Here is a 15,560-nt window from a genome sequence, read left to right on the forward strand (position 1 = left end):
TGATCCCGGGAGTTTGACATGAGCGACTTTGGACTGGCGACTCTGGCGCTGGACGGCAAGGCGCAGCCCGTCCTGGTCCGGGACGGCAAGGCCCTGCCACTCGCCCGGCACGGCCTGAAGGACGATCTTCTGGCCCTTCTCGACGACTGGGATGCGACCTGCGCAGCCATCGAAGGGTTGGACGAAAGCCTCTGGGCCGATGCGGTTCGCTTCGACGAGCGCGCTGCGCTCGCGCCCTTCATTCCCCGGCAGGTATTCTGCGCCGGGGCCAATTACCGCAAGCACGTGGTCGGCCTGATGATGGGCGATCCCTCGATGCGAACGGCCGAGCAGGAGAACATGACTCCAGAGGAAATACGTGCCAATGCCGAGAAAGTGATGGACGCAAAGGCTGCGACCGCCACGCCCTTCTGTTTCATCAAGCTGCCGTCGAGCGTGATCGGTCCGAATGACACGGTGATCCTGCCCCACAATGTCGAGAAGCCGGACTGGGAGCTGGAACTGGGCGTGGTAATCGGCAAGCGTTGCCGCCACGTGACGCCCGAGAATGCCATGGACTACGTCGCCGGCTTTGCCGTGGTCAACGACATCACGGCGCGCGAACTCCTGTTTCGCCGTGACGGTTCCGCGATCGGACCGGATTGGCTATCGGGCAAGAGCTTTCCGACCTTTCTTCCCTTCGGTCCGCTGATCGTGCCGAAGCAGGCTATCGCAGACCCGTACAATCTCGGCATCCGACTGTCGGTGAATGGCAGAGTCTATCAGGACGAGAGCACGGCCGACATGATGATCAGTATCGAACGCCAGATCGCCTTCCTGTCCGAACGGGTCGTGCTTCAGCCCGGCGACCTCCTCTGCACCGGTTCTCCCTATGGTAATGGCTCTGCCTTCGGGGTCTTCCTGCAGCCGGGCGATGTGATGGAAGGCAGCATCACGGGACTTGGCAGCCAGCGCAATCCCTGCGTTGCCGAAGAGATGCCGTGAGCGGGCCAGGCCACAAGTCGCCTTCGTGCGAGGTCCGGTTGGCTCAGGACTCGCGCCGGCGCAACCCGTCCAGCAGAACACGCACGACAAAGGCCTCGTAGCGCTTCTCCAGCTCTGCGAGGTCCTCCCCCTCGGGCGCCAGCATCTTCACCACGGATGCGCCGGAATGGAAGAAGTCACTCATGCCGACGATCGCGAGATGGAGAAAGAGCGGATCGTAGTCCGCCAGGGAGTCACCATCATCGCGCTGCTTGATAGCCTCGTAGACGGAAACCGGCCGCTTCTGCCATTCGCGCAGCTTCTGACGGATCTCCGGCGATTTCGCCTCGCTCAGTTCATCCGTCATCAGCCGCTGCATGTATTTAGCCGATCGGGTGAAGGCGAAGGCGGCGTGAATGAACGCTTCCAACTGGTTGACCGGGTCGATATCGGCGTCGCTGCTCAGGTCTTCAGTCGGATGGGCGAGCCGCTGCGCGACTTCGAAAAGCAGGGATTCGCGATTGCCGAAATAATAGCGGATCAATGCGGGATCGACGCCGGCCTCGCGCCCGACCGCGGCGATCGTGACTTGCGCGGGAGGCAGATCCTGCAATAGCTTGCACGTAGCTGCGATCAACGCATCGCGCCCTACGCCGTTCTCGGAGGCGATCGGTCGCCCCTGTCCGCGCTTCTTCGATTTCCTGGTCGTCATGTCGCGGACGCTAGACGCAAACATTATTCTTGTGAACAGGAATTAAGGCGCTAGAGTCGGCGCAGATGAAGGAGGCATCCAATGGCGAATTGGCCATTCACGCAAGGCGTACATGATATCGGCAACGGCGTTTACGGCTATGTTCAACCCGACGGCACCTGGGGCTGGTCCAATGCCGGCCTGATCGCATCACGCGGCGAAACGCTACTGGTCGATACATTGATGAGCCGGTCGCTCACCCGCGACATGCTGAATGATTTTGCCCGCGTACCGGGGGGAGATCATATAGACAGACTGGTCAACACCCATGCCAACCCCGATCATTTCGTCGGCAACGGACTGGTCGAAGGCGCCGAAATCATCGCCACGCGCGAAACCGCACGCGAGATGGCCGATTTCAACCCGCAGCAATTCGCCAGCCTGCCCGACAACTGGGAAAAGATGGGTGATGCGGGCGCCTTCCTCTATGAGACGATGGGCCGCAAGTTCGACTGGACCGACCTGGACTCCGTTGCCATGCCGACGCGCACATTCGAGCATCGGCTGACGTTGAGCGTGGGCGACAAGCAGGTGGACCTCGTCGACCTCGGCCCGGCGCACACAACCTCGGATACAATCCTGTGGATTCCCGACGATCGCGTGGTTTTCACCGGCGACCTGCTGTTCAACGAAGGCCACCCGATCATGTGGGAAGGCCCCGTAGAGAACTGGATCGCCGCCTGCGACCATATTATCACGCTTGACCCGCAGGTGGTCGTGCCCGGTCATGGGCCGATCACGGACAAGTCGGCTGTCGCCAGCCTGAAGGCCTATTTCGAATACGTTCGCGAGGAGACCCGCAAGCGTTATGAGGCGGGGATGGGCTGGAAGGAAACCGCGCGCGACATTAATATGCGCGAATATCGCGGCTGGACCGATCCTGAACGGATCGTCGCCAATGTCTTTTCGCTCTATCGCCAATGGGGCGTGGAGATGCCGCCCGAGGATGCGCGCGACCTGTTCGGCGAGATGGGACGCTACAGCCGTGAATTGGCGGCGCATGCTGACGGCTGCGGTCATGACCATTGATCTGAACGAAACGCATGATCCCGCACGTCGATCATGGTTCGCATCCGCCAATTCCGACGATACCGATTTTCCGATCCAGAACCTGCCGTTCGGCCTCTTTCGTTCAGCCGGCCGGACGCGAGGCGGCGTAGCGCTGGGCGATGCGATCATAGACCTTGATGCTCTGCTTGAAAGTGGCCTGATCGATGGTCTGGCGTCGAACGCAGCAAGCGCGGCATCGGGGGAAACACTCGCACCTCTGCTGTCTTGCGAGCCCGCGGCGGTCAGCGCCTTGCGCGCGCGCCTCTCAGACCTTTTCCGCCGGGGCGGCGGCGGCGATCCGAACATCCTGCAGAACATGCTGGTGCCCATGGCCGAGGCAGAATTGCTGCTGCCGCTCAAACCCACAGCCTTTACTGATTTCTGCACGTCCATCGACCACATTGTCCGCATGGGCGGCGCCCCACCCAAGCTCGCGGCAATGAGCCTGCCGGTCGCCTATAACGGGCGCGCCAGTTCAGTCGCAGTCAGCGGGAAACCGGTCGTGCGCCCCAGCGGCCAGTACGAATTGCCAACGGGCAGCGGCGCAGTCAGATTCGGCCCGGAGCCGATGCTCGATTTCGAACTGGAATTCGGCGCTTGGCTGCGGGCGGGCAAAGCCTTGGGAGAACCGGTGGGCATGGCCGATGCGCATGCATCGCTATTCGGCTGCTGTCTCGTCAATGACTGGTCTGCGCGCGGCATCCAGTTCTTCGAGTCCATCCTCGGCCCGCATCTGGGAAAATCGTTCGCCACCACCATCAGCCCCTGGATCGTGACCATGGAAGCGCTCGCACCCTTTCGCGTAGCCGCTCGCGGGCGCGCTGAAACGGAAGCGCCCGTTCCTGCCCACCTGCTCTGTCCTGACGATCAGGCGCGAGGCGCAATCTGCGTCGAACTCACCGCCGAGCTCTCCAATAATACGGGCGTTTCGCAGCGAATTTCGCGCAGCAATCTGCGCGACCTGTTCTGGACCCTGACCCAGATGGTTGCGCATCAAGGCTCGAATGGCACTCCGCTGGAAACGGGCGACCTTATCGCTACCGGAACCGTCTCCGGCCCGCAGGATGAAGCCCGCGCCTGCCTTGCCGAGATCACCTTGCGCGGCGGGGCGCCGATCCGCCTACCCGACGGCAGCGAACGCACGATGCTGGAAGATGGCGACACGTTGACCCTGCGCGGCCGCGCCATGGCCGAGGGCTTCGTACCCATAGGATTTGGCCCTTGCGCGGGCACCATTCACCCAGCACGGAGTTTTACATGACCCTTTTCACTTGCGGCGAGCGCAAGCCGATCCCCGTGCACGCGCGAGGCAAGCACCTGGTCGTCGACATTCATTGCCACCTCGGCATTCCTGCCGCAGACGCCATAGTTCAGGCGAAGTATCCGGGACCGCCTCCCGGCATCAACGATTTCACCAGCGCCAAGACCGCTGAAGTCAACCGCGCCCAGTTCGCCAGCATCGGGCGCACTCTCAACACGCTGGACACCCGCCTCGAGGACATGGACCGACTGGGTATCGACGTGCAGGCCATCTCGCCCAGTCCGGGGCAGTACTTCTACTTCACCGACGCCGAAACCGGCCGCGATGCGGCTCGCGCCGTCAATGACGGGATGGCACAGGCGGTCGCGCAACATCCGGACCGGTTCGTCGCTATGGGCTCGGTTCCGCTGCAGAATGTCGAGATGGCTGTCACGGAAATGCGGCGCTGCGTCAAGGATCTGGACCTGCGTGGGATCGAGATCAGCACCAACGTGAACGGCATGGACTTTCATGCCGAAGCGCTGCGCCCCTTCTGGGCCGCCGCCGAAGAACTGGGTGTTCTCATCTTCATCCATCCACTCGGCTTCACGCACGCGCAGCGGATGAGCGAGTATTACTTCAATAACCTGATCGGCAATCCCCTCGAATCCACGCTGGCAATCGGCCACATGATCTTCGGCGGCGTTCTGGACCGTTATCCGGGCCTGCGCATCTGCGTGGCCCACGGAGGGGGCTATATCCCAGGTTATTGGGGCCGCATGGATCATGGATGGCGCGCACGCGGCGATTGCAGCGAACATTGTCAGCACCCGCCCTCCAGCTATCTGCGCAAACTCTGGCTCGACACACTGGTTTTCGACCGGGACGAACTGGACAACCTTGTGCGCACCCATGGCGCGGACAAGCTGTGCCTTGGCACCGATTACCCCTTCGATATGTCAGAGCCCGATCCTGTAGATTTCCATGCAAGGCTCGACGCTGCTGACCGGGCCAAAATCCTCGGCCTCAATGCAGCCGCCCTGCTGGGACTGGAGGTGACGTGAGACTGATTGACCGGGGCATGGGCAAGTACCAACATCCCGTGCTCAAAAGTCATGATCGACCTAATTGCGCAGGTGTGTAGCAAAGCGGCACAGCGCGACAAGGGATGGCGCAGGAATTTGTCGAGACCGATACGCTCATCGACGCGGCGATTAGACATTTCGGCCGAATCCCGCTGGCCCGACCAGATGCCGCCATCACGTGCGTCCTGGCCCTGCCGGAACCAGCGCGGTGACCAACTCGGCCAAACGCGAGCCGGCGGCTTCCCACGATAGCGCCGCAGCTCGATGGCGGCCGCGCGAGCGCTGGCGCTCCGCCAATTCGGTATCCTCCAACAAGGTCAGGATCGCCTCCCGATAGGCCTGAGGATCGTCCGCTTCGACCAGCAGGGCCGCGTCGCCGCAGACTTCCGGCATTGCGCCAGCACGAGCCGCCACCACCGGGGTATTGCAGTGCATGGCTTCGACCGGCGGCAGCCCGAACCCTTCGGTCAAGGAAGGGAAGACGAAAGCGCCTGCCGAGCCGTAAAGCGCGCGCAGTTCGCTGTCGGAGACGAAACCGGTGAAAATCGTCCCTTCGGGCGGCCTCCAGCCAGCACGCCGGTAATCCACCTCGTCAGGGCCACCAGCGACGACCAGCCTCTGCCCCCCCGGCAAGGGCGAGGCCATGGCATCGAACACACAGCGCAGATTCTTGTAGACCTTGGTCGATCCGATCGTCAGCAAGTAGCCGCCGGGCAGCAGACCATGGCGGCGCAGGACGGATGCATCTTCCGCCTCCGCGAGGATATGGTTGGTCCCGTTGTGAACGACCTCGATCTTCGTTGCCGCACCGATGCCGTGCGCGATCAACGATTCCCGCGCGAAGTGCGACACGGTAAGGATCTTGCGCGCACGCCGCGCAATGCGGGGCAGAAGCACGCGATAGGCCCGCGCCTGCCGCCCGCTGTAATCGTCAGGATAGAGGAAAGTCTGCGCATCGTGAATCATGACCACCGAATTGCCATGGGCAAGGGGAGCGAGATTGCAGAAGTTCACCAGCAAATGCCCACGTGCTCGGGCCGGCAAAGTGAGCATTTCCCATCCCTGCCCGGTGCCGAACACCCCCTTCGCCACGCTGGGAGCGAGATCCCGGAAGCTGGCAGGCACCTCCGCGCCCTGCGGTGCGAGGACCTGCACCCGGTGTGCCTCCCCGGCCCGCCGGATCAATTCACGCGCATAGAGTGCCGCCGTGCGATGCACCCCGTTGAGCGGTGCACCGAGGAATTTGCCGTTGATCGTAATGGCCACCATGATTCAGGCCACGGACCTGATTTCCAGCCGTTCGGCAAAGGCCACAGCTTCGGCATGCAAACGGACATCCGCGGCATAATAGTCCGATATGAACCTCTCCACATCCGGGCCGAGATCGATCAAGTCATACCGACCTGCCGCGTCGGCAAAAATGCCGCTGTTCCTCCAGAGCGGATATATCGCCTTCTTTAGTGCCAAGGGCAGGACCCGTCTCCCCACCATTCGCGCGGCCGGTTGAAGTGCACCTGCCCATTTGCGCGGCTCGCGTCGGACGTGATCGTGGGCGAATTCCAGGTGCAGGCCGGTCTCGATTGCCAACCAACGCGCAGCGCTGCCGATATGCTCGAGCGGGAAAAGCGCAGAAACGATCCGCTCACCGCCATGATCAGCATAGTCCACTTGCCGTGAGAAGTGGATGTACTCGACATCGGCAAAGTCATCGCGCCCATCAAGCCATGCGCAAACATGCTCCGCTTCTTGACGCACTCGAAAGTCGTCGGCTCGGATCGATCGCATATCCGCGAATTCTCCAAGTCGCTGCATCAGCGCCGAAAAGAACCGATCGCGCGGAGGTCGCGTGAGAATGAAACTGCGGGCGGACCGTATCGTTGCCCATGTCTGCGGAAAGTGCCCCGCTATGATCGGCAGCGGCAGATGCGCCGGCTTGACGATACCGAGCCCGTGTACTTCGACTTCCTCGTCCATCGCCCGTTCGGCTCGCACTTCGTTGACACCAAGATCGCTCGCCAGAAACGACCACGAGAGAGCCGCATGGCGTGAAAGCGCATGACGCACGCTCTTTCCGGCATTCTTGGGCACATGAAGAAACACCAGGTTCTCGGCAGGACAGTGAAGCATGGCTTGATCTCCCGGATAAGTCGCTGTCAGCCCGAAAAGGCATGGAGACTGAAGATGCGCAGACGGGCCGACAAAGCGAGGAACAGCGCGCCCATTACTGCCGCAACCAGGAGGCCGGCAAAGAGCGTTTGTGCGGCCGAGAATCCCGCCAGCGGCAGGACCTGATACCGGACGACGGCAAGTGCGAGGCCATAGGCAAGCGCCAGCGCGCCGGCGCCGAGAAAACGCCGACCGGCAGCGCCGATATCGACGCCGCCACGACGGCGCATGAAGAAGAACGCCAGCCCCGTCATCGCAAGAACTGCGAGAACCTGCCCCCAAGCCAGCGCACCAAGTCCGAAGGGCGCCGTCACCGCGATGGCGGCAACCGACAGCGTGCCGGCAATAAGGTTGAACAGCAGCACCCAACTCGTCCTGCCCAGCGCAGCGAAGACCGGCTCGACGAGGGACTGCCCTACTCCGGCCATTCCCCGCAAAGCCATCGCGGCGGTAACGGCGAGGGCCCCCCTGTACGAAGGCTGGAAGAACGCGGCTATGGCGTCTGCCGCAAGCACGATCACTACCGCCCCGACCATTCCGCCGAGCAAGGCGATCGTTCCGGTAAAGCGCGCGAGGACGGCGCCGAGTTCCCGGTCATCGCGGGCCGCCGCTCCGAACTGCGTGGCCGCGAAGTTGCTCATCGGCTGCATCGCGATATCGGTCGCTCCGGTGGCGACGCGGTTGCCGAACCGGTAAAGGCCAACGGCGCCCGACGAGTAGAACAGGCCGAGCAGGATATCCCCCGCATAGCGCGACAGGAACCCCAGCAGGCGCGAAAGATAGAGACCGCCCGAAAACCCGGTCGCGTCAATGGCCAGTGCACGAGAGAAGCGCAGGCCGGGCCTGTCGCGCCCGAGCACGGCGAACAGCACGGCCCCTGAAATCACCCGTATATAGCGCAAGGCAACGAGCGCGTAGAGCGAATGCCAGAACCAGATCAGGAACCCACCAGCCAGGAGAGCGATGAGGTTCTGCAGGAACATGATCGTGAAATTCAGCATCACGGCCCGTCTGCGCAGCAAGGCCGCTGAAGACCATGCCCCGATGCTGGCAAGGGGCTGGATCAGGGCGAGCAGGACAATCACGTTGCCCAGGTGCCTTGCACCGAAAAGCCACTCGATCGGATAGGCCGCCGCAGCCAGAACCACGGACGCTGCGGTGACGAGCCCAAAGATCAGCCAGAAGCAAGTCGACAGCACAACGCCCTCTTCCTGCCTTGCATTGAGAATGAACTGATAGAAGCCGGTGTAGGTCAACGTCTGGATCAGGACGACGAACACGATCCCCAGGGCATAGACCCCGTATTCGGCCGGCAGCAAGAAACGGGCAGCCAGAAAGGTCATGACGAGAGTCGACACCTGCTGCAGCGACCGCGCCACAAATGCAAAGAGCGCGATGCCGCCGCGCCTTCCGGACGCGTGCAGATCCCTGACCCGGCCCACCGTGGTTTCCAATTCTGCAGCCGTCCTTCGCTTCAACTGATCCTCGTGCACCGGGCCGGGCGGACGCAGCAGATCCTGCATGCGATCGACTGGCCTCAATTCGGGAGAAACAGGCGCACCGGGCTAGGCCGCCTGTCACGCATCACGTCTGGGTGACCACTGGCATGTAGCGGCCGCGGCCCCGCAATCCCAAGCGCGACTAGCTCCACGATGGACCCAATTCCGGCGGCGTCCTGCCGGCCGAACCGTTAGGGACTAACCCTTCCCAGACTATCAAGGAGGCGTCCGCCCGATGATCCAGGCCCTTCGCGAAACGGGCAAGCGCTCTGCCGGCTGGCTCTTGAGCCGCACGAGCGATCTCTACAGCTATCGCAATTGCGTCTTTGTCCTCGCGCACATGCGTTGCGGCTCCACCGCCCTGGCCAACATCCTGTGTTCGCGCGGCGACATCAGCGGCTATGGTGAAGCCCATGTGCGCCACGACGGCCCCGGCGCCCTTGGACGATTGGCGATCAACCAGATGCGGCGCAAAGGCTGGCGCCCAGAAGCACGGTTGCTGTTCGACAAGGTCCTGCACAACCGGCACGACGCGGACGCCCAGCCCGAATTCTTCGAAGCGCGCGCCATTTTCATGGCGCGCCACCCGGATGAGTCGATTGCCTCCATTGCCGATCTCTTCGTCCGGCTCGGACGCCAGGCTTACGATACGCCGCTCAAGGCCGCCGGCTATTACGCAGAACGTACCGAGGCGCTGGCAAGGCTCTGGACCCGCTTTCCTCCCCACCGCCGGATCGGCATTCTACACGAACGGCTCCTGCGCGACCCGGATGAGACACTGGCACGGATTTCTGGGCGCCTGCGCTTCACCCCCCCACTCAAGAACGAATACATAAGCACCGCCGCATCGCGGGAACGTGGCGGCGGCGATCCCCTCATGAGCGGACTGTACAACCGGATCGAACCGGCGCTCCTTCGTCCGAAAGGGAAGTCGGTCATGGCCGACCTGCCCGCCCCCCTGCGGAAACGAGCGAATGAAGCCTACCTACTGCTTGCAGACCTGTTCGAAGAACGCCTTGAAGGCGCTGTTATTTAAATACCTCGCGGCCAATCGCTTCAATTTCGGAATATTTATGGAAATTACCCGGTAATTATACGGATAAACAGTCAAGGTGTCTGGCTGATGAACATTTACCGCCGAATGCGAGCCATCCCCAATAGCCTAAGTTATACTATAAATATCATATTCTTAAATCCCTAACGCCTCCAGGCAATCGTTGCAGAATCCCCGCTAGAGTTCAATCTGGTGCAGTATGGAGGCAACTTCGATTGTGAGCCCAATCTGGCCGATGATACTCCAATGAAGACGATTATCGACAGTACAAACTGCGGCAACACGGGGGTATCCGGTGAACAAACCAATCATGGAAATAACCGTCACTCGAAATGACAACTATTTCCTGCCAGATACTGCCGACGATCACCCTTCAGCACCGAGCCCTTCGCCAGTTCTCGCAGCATTCCTCTGGCGATCGTTCGATATCGTCGTCGCCGTGGCACTGCTGCTTCTTGTCCTGCCCTTCCTCGCCCTGCTTTCGGCGGTACTGATGGCAAGCGATCCGGGGCCCCTCTTCTACAAGCATCGGCGCATCGGCTTCAGCGGCCGCTACTTCGATTGCATCAAGTTCCGGACAATGAAGGTCGATGGCGATGCCATCCTCTCGGTCCACTTGCGGCACAATCCGGAAGCCCGACAGGAATGGAACGCGACCCGAAAACTGAAGGAGGACCCCCGCGTAACCCGGATCGGTGTGCTCGTCCGAAAGCTGAGCCTGGACGAATTCCCCCAGCTCATCAATGTCCTGCGCGGTGAGATGAGCATTGTCGGTCCTCGCCCGATCGTCGAAGCCGAGGTTGAACGTTACGGACGCCACTTCGAACACTATTGCCTTGTGCGCCCAGGCCTGACCGGGCTGTGGCAAACAAGCGGACGCAGCGACACCTCCTACCAGCAGCGTGTCAGTCTCGATGTCGCCTATGTCTCCCGCAAGGGCCTGCTGCTCGATACCTGGCTGATCTGCAAGACGGTGCCGACCGTCATGCTTGCACGCGGGTCCTATTGAGATGGAGCCCTGTCCAGCGCATCGACAGCGATGCGGGCACCCCGTTGCAGGCGATCTGCACATGCTTGATCCCAGGCCCTCGCACGCCGCCGAAACCGTGGTGGTGCTCGGCGCCGGCATTGCCGGACTCGCTGCAGCCGATCGACTTGCCGATGCGGGATTTCGCGTCACGGTGATCGATCGACGCAGTGCCTGCGGCGGCATTCACCGTTCGCGCCAGATCGACGAATATACCTTCGATGTCGGCTGCATCTTCTATGAAGACAACGCCAAGATCTTCGCACTGGCACCGGACATCAAGGAACTGTGCCCCGAAGTACGGCGCATTCAACGCCGCATAAGCCCCTCCGGCAATCTCCTGCATTACCCACTCGACATTCGGGAGATCATCTCGGAACATGGCCTGCGGCTGTGGCCCGCCGCGCTCGACCTTGCGCTTTCCCGTATTCGCGTAAAACGAGACGGAACGCTCGATGCCATTTCCCGTCAACGACTGGGCAGCCGCTTCTTCGACGCGACTGGCCTCCGTGCCTACATGGCGCGCTATCATCATCGCCCACCCAACCAGATCGACGAAGAGTTCTTCTTTTGCCGTATGGGCCAGATCGAAAAGTCGACACGCCTTAATGTCCTACTGCGCACCGGCCTGGCCTCGCTCCTCAGATCTTCCCGCAGTCAGGAACCGAGGAGACGCCCCTTGCGCGTGCGCCCGCAGCGCGGGTTCGATATCGTGTTCGATCGGATCGCAGCCGCACTAGCGGCCAAGGGCGTTCGTTTCGAGCTGGGCCAGGACCTGCAGGCGATACGCTCCGACGGCAAGGTCCACATGCTGCGGACCGACAAGGCATGCCACTTCGCCGACGCCGTCGTCAGCACCATACCGATCGATACACTGCACCAAGCCCTTTTCGGCACGGCATCCGGCCTCGTTTCGCTGGACATGACAACCCTGTTCGTCTCGGCTCGCTGGATTGATCCGGAAGCAGGAAATGTCCTTTTCAACTTCCACCGTGACGGTCGCTGGAAGCGCGCAACGATATATTCCCGGATCTACGCCAAGAGCGTGATCCGGCGGGAATACCTCGCAGTCGAGACAACCATCCCGCCGGGCGGTCAACATGACCCGCTTTCGGCTTTCGACGATTTCTGTCGCCATGCCACCGTTCTCGGTGTCGCCCACGGACTGTCGCTGGAAGGCCATGAGCGGGTAGAAAATTGCTATCCGCTGCATACACCGGGCACGAGGGCGAGAGTGCAATCGCTTCTCGCGAAGATCTCATCCAAGGGCATCGTCACGGCAGGGCGGCAAGGGCGCTTCGAATACCTGCCGACATCCAGCGGAGTCATTCGGCGCGTCATCGAGGAGCTCGAAGTCGCCGGCCTCGCCAAGCCTTCTCGTGAACTGGCCGCCTGATGACGCAGGGCCTGACACAGCCGCTTGACAATATCGAAGCCTTGCCGCGGGTCGGCCCGCGCATTCGGCTATTCAACGTGAAGTTCAGCCCCAACCTGGGCGACGGCCTGCTTTCCGAGTGCCTCGAGCAGGCGCTAATCGATGCCGGGGCCAGCGCTGATACCTGGTCGATCGACTTGGCGGCGCGTACCGCCTACGGCGAAGGCGCAGAGGGTAGAGCGCTGAAAATGCGCGTCTTGGGCACCTTCCCCGACCCGGTGCGCAAGTTGGCCGTTCGCGCGCCCCTGGCGATTCAGGGCCGGCGATCCTGGATGCCGCACTACCTGCGATCGCTCGAAGGAGCCCAGTGTGCCGTTATCGGCGGCGGCAACCTGATCGCCGATCTCGACCTGAACTTTCCCACCAAACTGTCACTTGCCCTTGCGGCAGCAGCATGGCGGAACTTGCCCGTGTTCATATACGGCTGCGGCGTATCCTCCGGATGGAGCCGCCAGGGCCTGACCCTCATGAAAGCCGCCGTGCGACGGGGAAATATCCGAAAGGTATGGGTGCGCGACGAACGATCCCGCCGGATATGGAACGAACTGATCGGCCACGATACGACTCTTGCAGCCGATACTGTGCGCGACCCCGGGCTGCTCGCCAGCTCGCGCTACGCCATCCGCACAAGGCCATTCGCCCGGAGTGAGCCGCTGATCGGCCTCAACCTGACAAGCCCGCTGGCGGTCCGCTACCACGCCAGCCATGCCCCCGGCGAAGCAGAACTGACTGAATGGTATGTCGAACTGGCACGCAGCCTGCTCGATCGCGGATACAGGCTGGCGGTGTTCTCCAACGGCAGTCCGGAAGACCGCGAATATACCTGCCGCCTGCATGCCCCGCTCATGCGCCTGGACAAGCTGGGCCGCGTAAGCTTTCCGGTGATTGACACACCCGCCGAGCTCACGAGGCTGATCGCCGGCTGCGCCGGCATTGCGGCGTTCCGCATGCATGCGATCATTGCCGCCTATTCCTGCGGTGTGCCATTCCTGGCCCTGAGCTGGGACCCTAAGCTGGAGTCCTTCGTTCGCTCGGTGAACCGCGCCGATTGGCTCTGCCCACCGGTACGGACCTCCAGTAAAGATGCCGGTGAACAACTCATCAAGGCCATGGATCAGGGCATCGCGCCCGGTGAACGCGCGCGGGTAGCCGGGCAGACGCGGCAAGGCGTGTCCGATCTGCTGGCCGAGATCTATCGCGCGATCGGATAGCATGAGCTGCATCCTGCTCAATCGCCCGACTGGATCGAGGATGCGACTCAAATGGCTAGCGGCCATCCCGTGTCTCGCACTGGCCTGCGCCTCCGTGCAGGCAGCGGACGAAAGCACGGAGGCCATTGCGCCGACGACGGCCGCCGCCCACAACACCAGTCGTCGTCCGATGGAATTGGGGGCTGCATCGAACTTCTCGCAAGGATGGAATCCCGGAACGTTTCAGGCCGCCGTGCAATTGCCGGTGCGCCGCTTCCGAGACGGCATTCGCTGGGGCGAGGTTGAGCGCAAACCGGGCCGCTACGATTTCGACGAGCCGCGCACGGCCTATATGGCGCAGATCGGGCAGGCCGGAGCGCATCTGACCTTGACTCTCAACTGGGGCAATCCGCTCTACGATGACGGCAAGACGCCACATTCTGCCGAAGCGCTTGAAGCCTTCGGCCGTTTTGCCGCCGCCTTGGTTGCCCGCTTTCCTGCCATAGACCGGCTCGAGATCGGCAACGAGTTCAATGGCGGCAATTTCGTAAACGGTCCTGTTGCCAAGGCCGGGCTTGAGCAGCGCCGTCGCTATCACCTCGCAATGGTTCGCAGCGCCGCGCGGTATGCCAAGGCCGTGCGCCCTCAAGTAAAAGTGCTGGGCGGCGCCACCCATTCCCTGCCGGCGGGCTATCTCCGCCCCCTGCTGGAGGAAGATGTCCCACCTGTTATAGAGGGGCTTGCCGTTCACCCTTACACAACGGCGATCGACCAACTCCAAAGACAGATTGCGGTGCTGCGCAGAAGTGCGCGTGCGGCACAGGTGCCGCTATATGTCACGGAATTCGCCAGTCGCGACCCGACCCGCGCCGCCGACGATCTGCTCAGGGCCTATGCGACCCTCTCGGCGGCCGGCGTGCAGGAGATGGACTGGTATCCACTCAATGAGCGGGGCGATGGGCACGTTCCGCTGCTCGGCCGCAACCAGAGCCTGACCGGGGCCGGCCTAGCCTTCCGCTTGGTGCAAAGCCGGTTGGCGCGCCATGCAGCCATCAACATCAGCCCGGATCCCTTCACCTTCATCCATGCCTTCGGACCCAGGACCTGGGCGCTATGGGGTGCGCCCCGCCCGGTTTTCGCCGATGGCAGCATTGTTCGCGCTTTCGATGCAACCGGCTCGCCCCTGTCAGTCGATGGACTGCAAATGGCGGCGGATCGCGCGATCATGCTCGTCGGTAGCAAGCCTCTCGTGCTGGGTACCAACGTCCGCGTCGGCTGTAACCCGCTGATCGCAGACAGCTTTTACCAGTTCGCCTATCCTGATCCGGTCATCCCCACGAATTCGCAGGAGCCGGACGCTTTCGAGCGCTTCATCAAGATTGGTCGCAATAAGTTTGCACTGGAAACCATGCCCGGGCAACAGCGCCGCGGCGTACCCTGGACACCCTACCTTGGGCTGACGGACCTCCCCGGCTTGCGCCTTGCTGCCGACACAGTGGTCTTTGCGGGACGAACGCGGCGGGACACGAGTGCCGAGCGCCCAAATCCCGGTGCGACGGAAATCGTCCATCGCTATCTTGTCCGGCAATCCGATCGCCTCATGATCCGCGCCAGCTTTGCGCCCACTCAGGCTAGCGGCCCGGAATTACGCGTTTCGGTGGACAGCAATGACCGCCTGCTCCTGCAAAAGTCCAGCAAGTCTCGGCTCACCATCGAACAAGAGATAAAGGCAAAACGGGGTGACAGGCTTTCTATTACCCTCGCCGTTCCATCCGGAGCAAAGGCTGGTCAGATCACTTATCGTATCCGCCTGTTTGACCCCAAGAAATGTCCGGATGCGGTCGACGCCCTGACAAACTGATCGAGCCTTCAGAAGCGCCTTCCTGCATTGCCCCGATTCGCCCTCGCCCATCGCGACCGCGGAGGCTCGGCACGCCATCGAACCTGCCCGAAACTGACATTTCGCCATCGATTTCTACCAACTTTGCAGATTCCTCCTTTCCGCACCACTATGGAAACATCCCGAGGAATATGGCGATCCTGTGCCCTGCAGTGCAGACGGTCGACCTTCGAGCGAATGCGTTCTGACGTGACCTACCT

Annotated in this window: 13 protein-coding genes; 9 read left to right on the forward strand and 4 right to left on the reverse strand. The window is 62.0% G+C overall.

Going from position 1 to position 15,560, the window contains the following annotated elements:
• Positions 1–18: 18 nt before the first annotated feature.
• Positions 19–984, forward strand: coding sequence for a fumarylacetoacetate hydrolase family protein (locus PP1Y_RS22325; RefSeq protein ID WP_013834206.1), 966 nt, complete (start codon positions 19–21; stop codon positions 982–984).
• Positions 985–1,027: 43 nt separating this feature from the next.
• Here PP1Y_RS22325 and PP1Y_RS22330 read toward each other — a convergent pair whose 3' ends face one another.
• The gene (locus tag PP1Y_RS22330; RefSeq protein WP_232512520.1) at positions 1,028–1,576 is read right to left on the reverse strand and encodes a TetR/AcrR family transcriptional regulator; all 549 of its coding nucleotides are present in this window, start codon (positions 1,574–1,576) and stop codon (positions 1,028–1,030) included.
• Positions 1,577–1,756: 180 nt separating this feature from the next.
• Here PP1Y_RS22330 and PP1Y_RS22335 point away from each other — a divergent pair, with 180 nt between their 5' ends.
• From PP1Y_RS22335 to PP1Y_RS22345, 3 genes are read left to right on the forward strand one after another with little or no spacing between them, the layout of a single operon-like run.
• On the forward strand, positions 1,757–2,743 hold the full coding sequence (locus PP1Y_RS22335) for an MBL fold metallo-hydrolase (RefSeq protein ID WP_013834208.1): 987 nt from the start codon (positions 1,757–1,759) through the stop codon (positions 2,741–2,743).
• On the forward strand, positions 2,733–4,025 hold the full coding sequence (locus PP1Y_RS22340; RefSeq protein WP_013834209.1) for a fumarylacetoacetate hydrolase family protein: 1,293 nt from the start codon (positions 2,733–2,735) through the stop codon (positions 4,023–4,025). Before PP1Y_RS22335 ends, PP1Y_RS22340 begins: the two co-directional genes overlap by 11 nt.
• Complete coding sequence (locus PP1Y_RS22345) at positions 4,022–5,068, forward strand: amidohydrolase family protein (protein ID WP_013834210.1); 1,047 nt, start codon at positions 4,022–4,024, stop codon at positions 5,066–5,068. The genes PP1Y_RS22340 and PP1Y_RS22345 overlap by 4 nt, the downstream gene beginning before the upstream one ends.
• A 195-nt stretch (positions 5,069–5,263) precedes the next feature.
• On the opposite strand, the gene PP1Y_RS22350 is transcribed toward PP1Y_RS22345, so the two are convergent.
• The 3 genes from PP1Y_RS22350 to PP1Y_RS22360 all read right to left on the reverse strand — a co-directional run bounded on the left by PP1Y_RS22350 (position 5,264) and on the right by PP1Y_RS22360 (position 8,778).
• Positions 5,264–6,358, reverse strand: a complete 1,095-nt coding sequence (locus PP1Y_RS22350; protein WP_013834211.1) for a glycosyltransferase family 1 protein — start codon at positions 6,356–6,358, stop codon at positions 5,264–5,266.
• Between the two features lie 3 nt (positions 6,359–6,361).
• On the reverse strand, positions 6,362–7,063 hold the full coding sequence (locus tag PP1Y_RS22355; RefSeq protein WP_148275046.1) for a hypothetical protein: 702 nt from the start codon (positions 7,061–7,063) through the stop codon (positions 6,362–6,364).
• 179 nt (positions 7,064–7,242) lie between these two features.
• Positions 7,243–8,778, reverse strand: coding sequence for an oligosaccharide flippase family protein (locus PP1Y_RS22360; RefSeq protein ID WP_013834213.1), 1,536 nt, complete (start codon positions 8,776–8,778; stop codon positions 7,243–7,245).
• Positions 8,779–8,989: 211 nt separating this feature from the next.
• Here PP1Y_RS22360 and PP1Y_RS22365 point away from each other — a divergent pair, with 211 nt between their 5' ends.
• The 5 genes from PP1Y_RS22365 to PP1Y_RS22385 all read left to right on the forward strand — a co-directional run bounded on the left by PP1Y_RS22365 (position 8,990) and on the right by PP1Y_RS22385 (position 15,321).
• A complete protein-coding gene (locus PP1Y_RS22365) occupies positions 8,990–9,790 on the forward strand; it encodes a sulfotransferase (RefSeq protein WP_013834214.1) in 801 nt (266 codons plus the stop codon).
• 313 nt (positions 9,791–10,103) lie between these two features.
• The gene (locus PP1Y_RS22370; protein WP_232512522.1) at positions 10,104–10,817 is read left to right on the forward strand and encodes a sugar transferase; all 714 of its coding nucleotides are present in this window, start codon (positions 10,104–10,106) and stop codon (positions 10,815–10,817) included.
• 61 nt (positions 10,818–10,878) lie between these two features.
• The gene (locus PP1Y_RS22375) at positions 10,879–12,231 is read left to right on the forward strand and encodes an FAD-dependent oxidoreductase (RefSeq protein ID WP_013834217.1); all 1,353 of its coding nucleotides are present in this window, start codon (positions 10,879–10,881) and stop codon (positions 12,229–12,231) included.
• Complete coding sequence (locus PP1Y_RS22380; protein ID WP_013834218.1) at positions 12,231–13,481, forward strand: polysaccharide pyruvyl transferase family protein; 1,251 nt, start codon at positions 12,231–12,233, stop codon at positions 13,479–13,481. The genes PP1Y_RS22375 and PP1Y_RS22380 overlap by 1 nt, the downstream gene beginning before the upstream one ends.
• Before the next feature lies 1 nt (position 13,482).
• Positions 13,483–15,321, forward strand: a complete 1,839-nt coding sequence (locus tag PP1Y_RS22385; protein WP_232512524.1) for a hypothetical protein — start codon at positions 13,483–13,485, stop codon at positions 15,319–15,321.
• Positions 15,322–15,560: the final 239 nt, after the last annotated feature.

Origin of the sequence: Novosphingobium sp. PP1Y, from assembly GCF_000253255.1 — a bacterium.
Classification (GTDB): Bacteria; Pseudomonadota; Alphaproteobacteria; order Sphingomonadales; family Sphingomonadaceae; genus Novosphingobium.

Bases quoted from the DNA above. Each gene is read 5' to 3' on its own strand.
- PP1Y_RS22355 (WP_148275046.1), bottom strand. From the start codon at position 7,063: ATGGACGAGGAAGTCGAAGTACACGGGCTCGGTATCGTCAAGCCGGCG.
- PP1Y_RS22360 (WP_013834213.1), bottom strand. From the start codon at position 8,778: ATGCAGGATCTGCTGCGTCCGCCCGGCCCGGTGCACGAGGATCAGTTG.
- PP1Y_RS22375 (WP_013834217.1), top strand. From the start codon at position 10,879: ATGCTTGATCCCAGGCCCTCGCACGCCGCCGAAACCGTGGTGGTGCTC.
- PP1Y_RS22340 (WP_013834209.1), top strand. From the start codon at position 2,733: ATGACCATTGATCTGAACGAAACGCATGATCCCGCACGTCGATCATGG.
- PP1Y_RS22385 (WP_232512524.1), top strand. From the start codon at position 13,483: ATGAGCTGCATCCTGCTCAATCGCCCGACTGGATCGAGGATGCGACTC.
- PP1Y_RS22380 (WP_013834218.1), top strand. From the start codon at position 12,231: ATGACGCAGGGCCTGACACAGCCGCTTGACAATATCGAAGCCTTGCCG.
- PP1Y_RS22325 (WP_013834206.1), top strand. From the start codon at position 19: ATGAGCGACTTTGGACTGGCGACTCTGGCGCTGGACGGCAAGGCGCAG.
- PP1Y_RS22345 (WP_013834210.1), top strand. From the start codon at position 4,022: ATGACCCTTTTCACTTGCGGCGAGCGCAAGCCGATCCCCGTGCACGCG.
- PP1Y_RS22335 (WP_013834208.1), top strand. From the start codon at position 1,757: ATGGCGAATTGGCCATTCACGCAAGGCGTACATGATATCGGCAACGGC.
- PP1Y_RS22350 (WP_013834211.1), bottom strand. From the start codon at position 6,358: ATGGTGGCCATTACGATCAACGGCAAATTCCTCGGTGCACCGCTCAAC.
- PP1Y_RS22365 (WP_013834214.1), top strand. From the start codon at position 8,990: ATGATCCAGGCCCTTCGCGAAACGGGCAAGCGCTCTGCCGGCTGGCTC.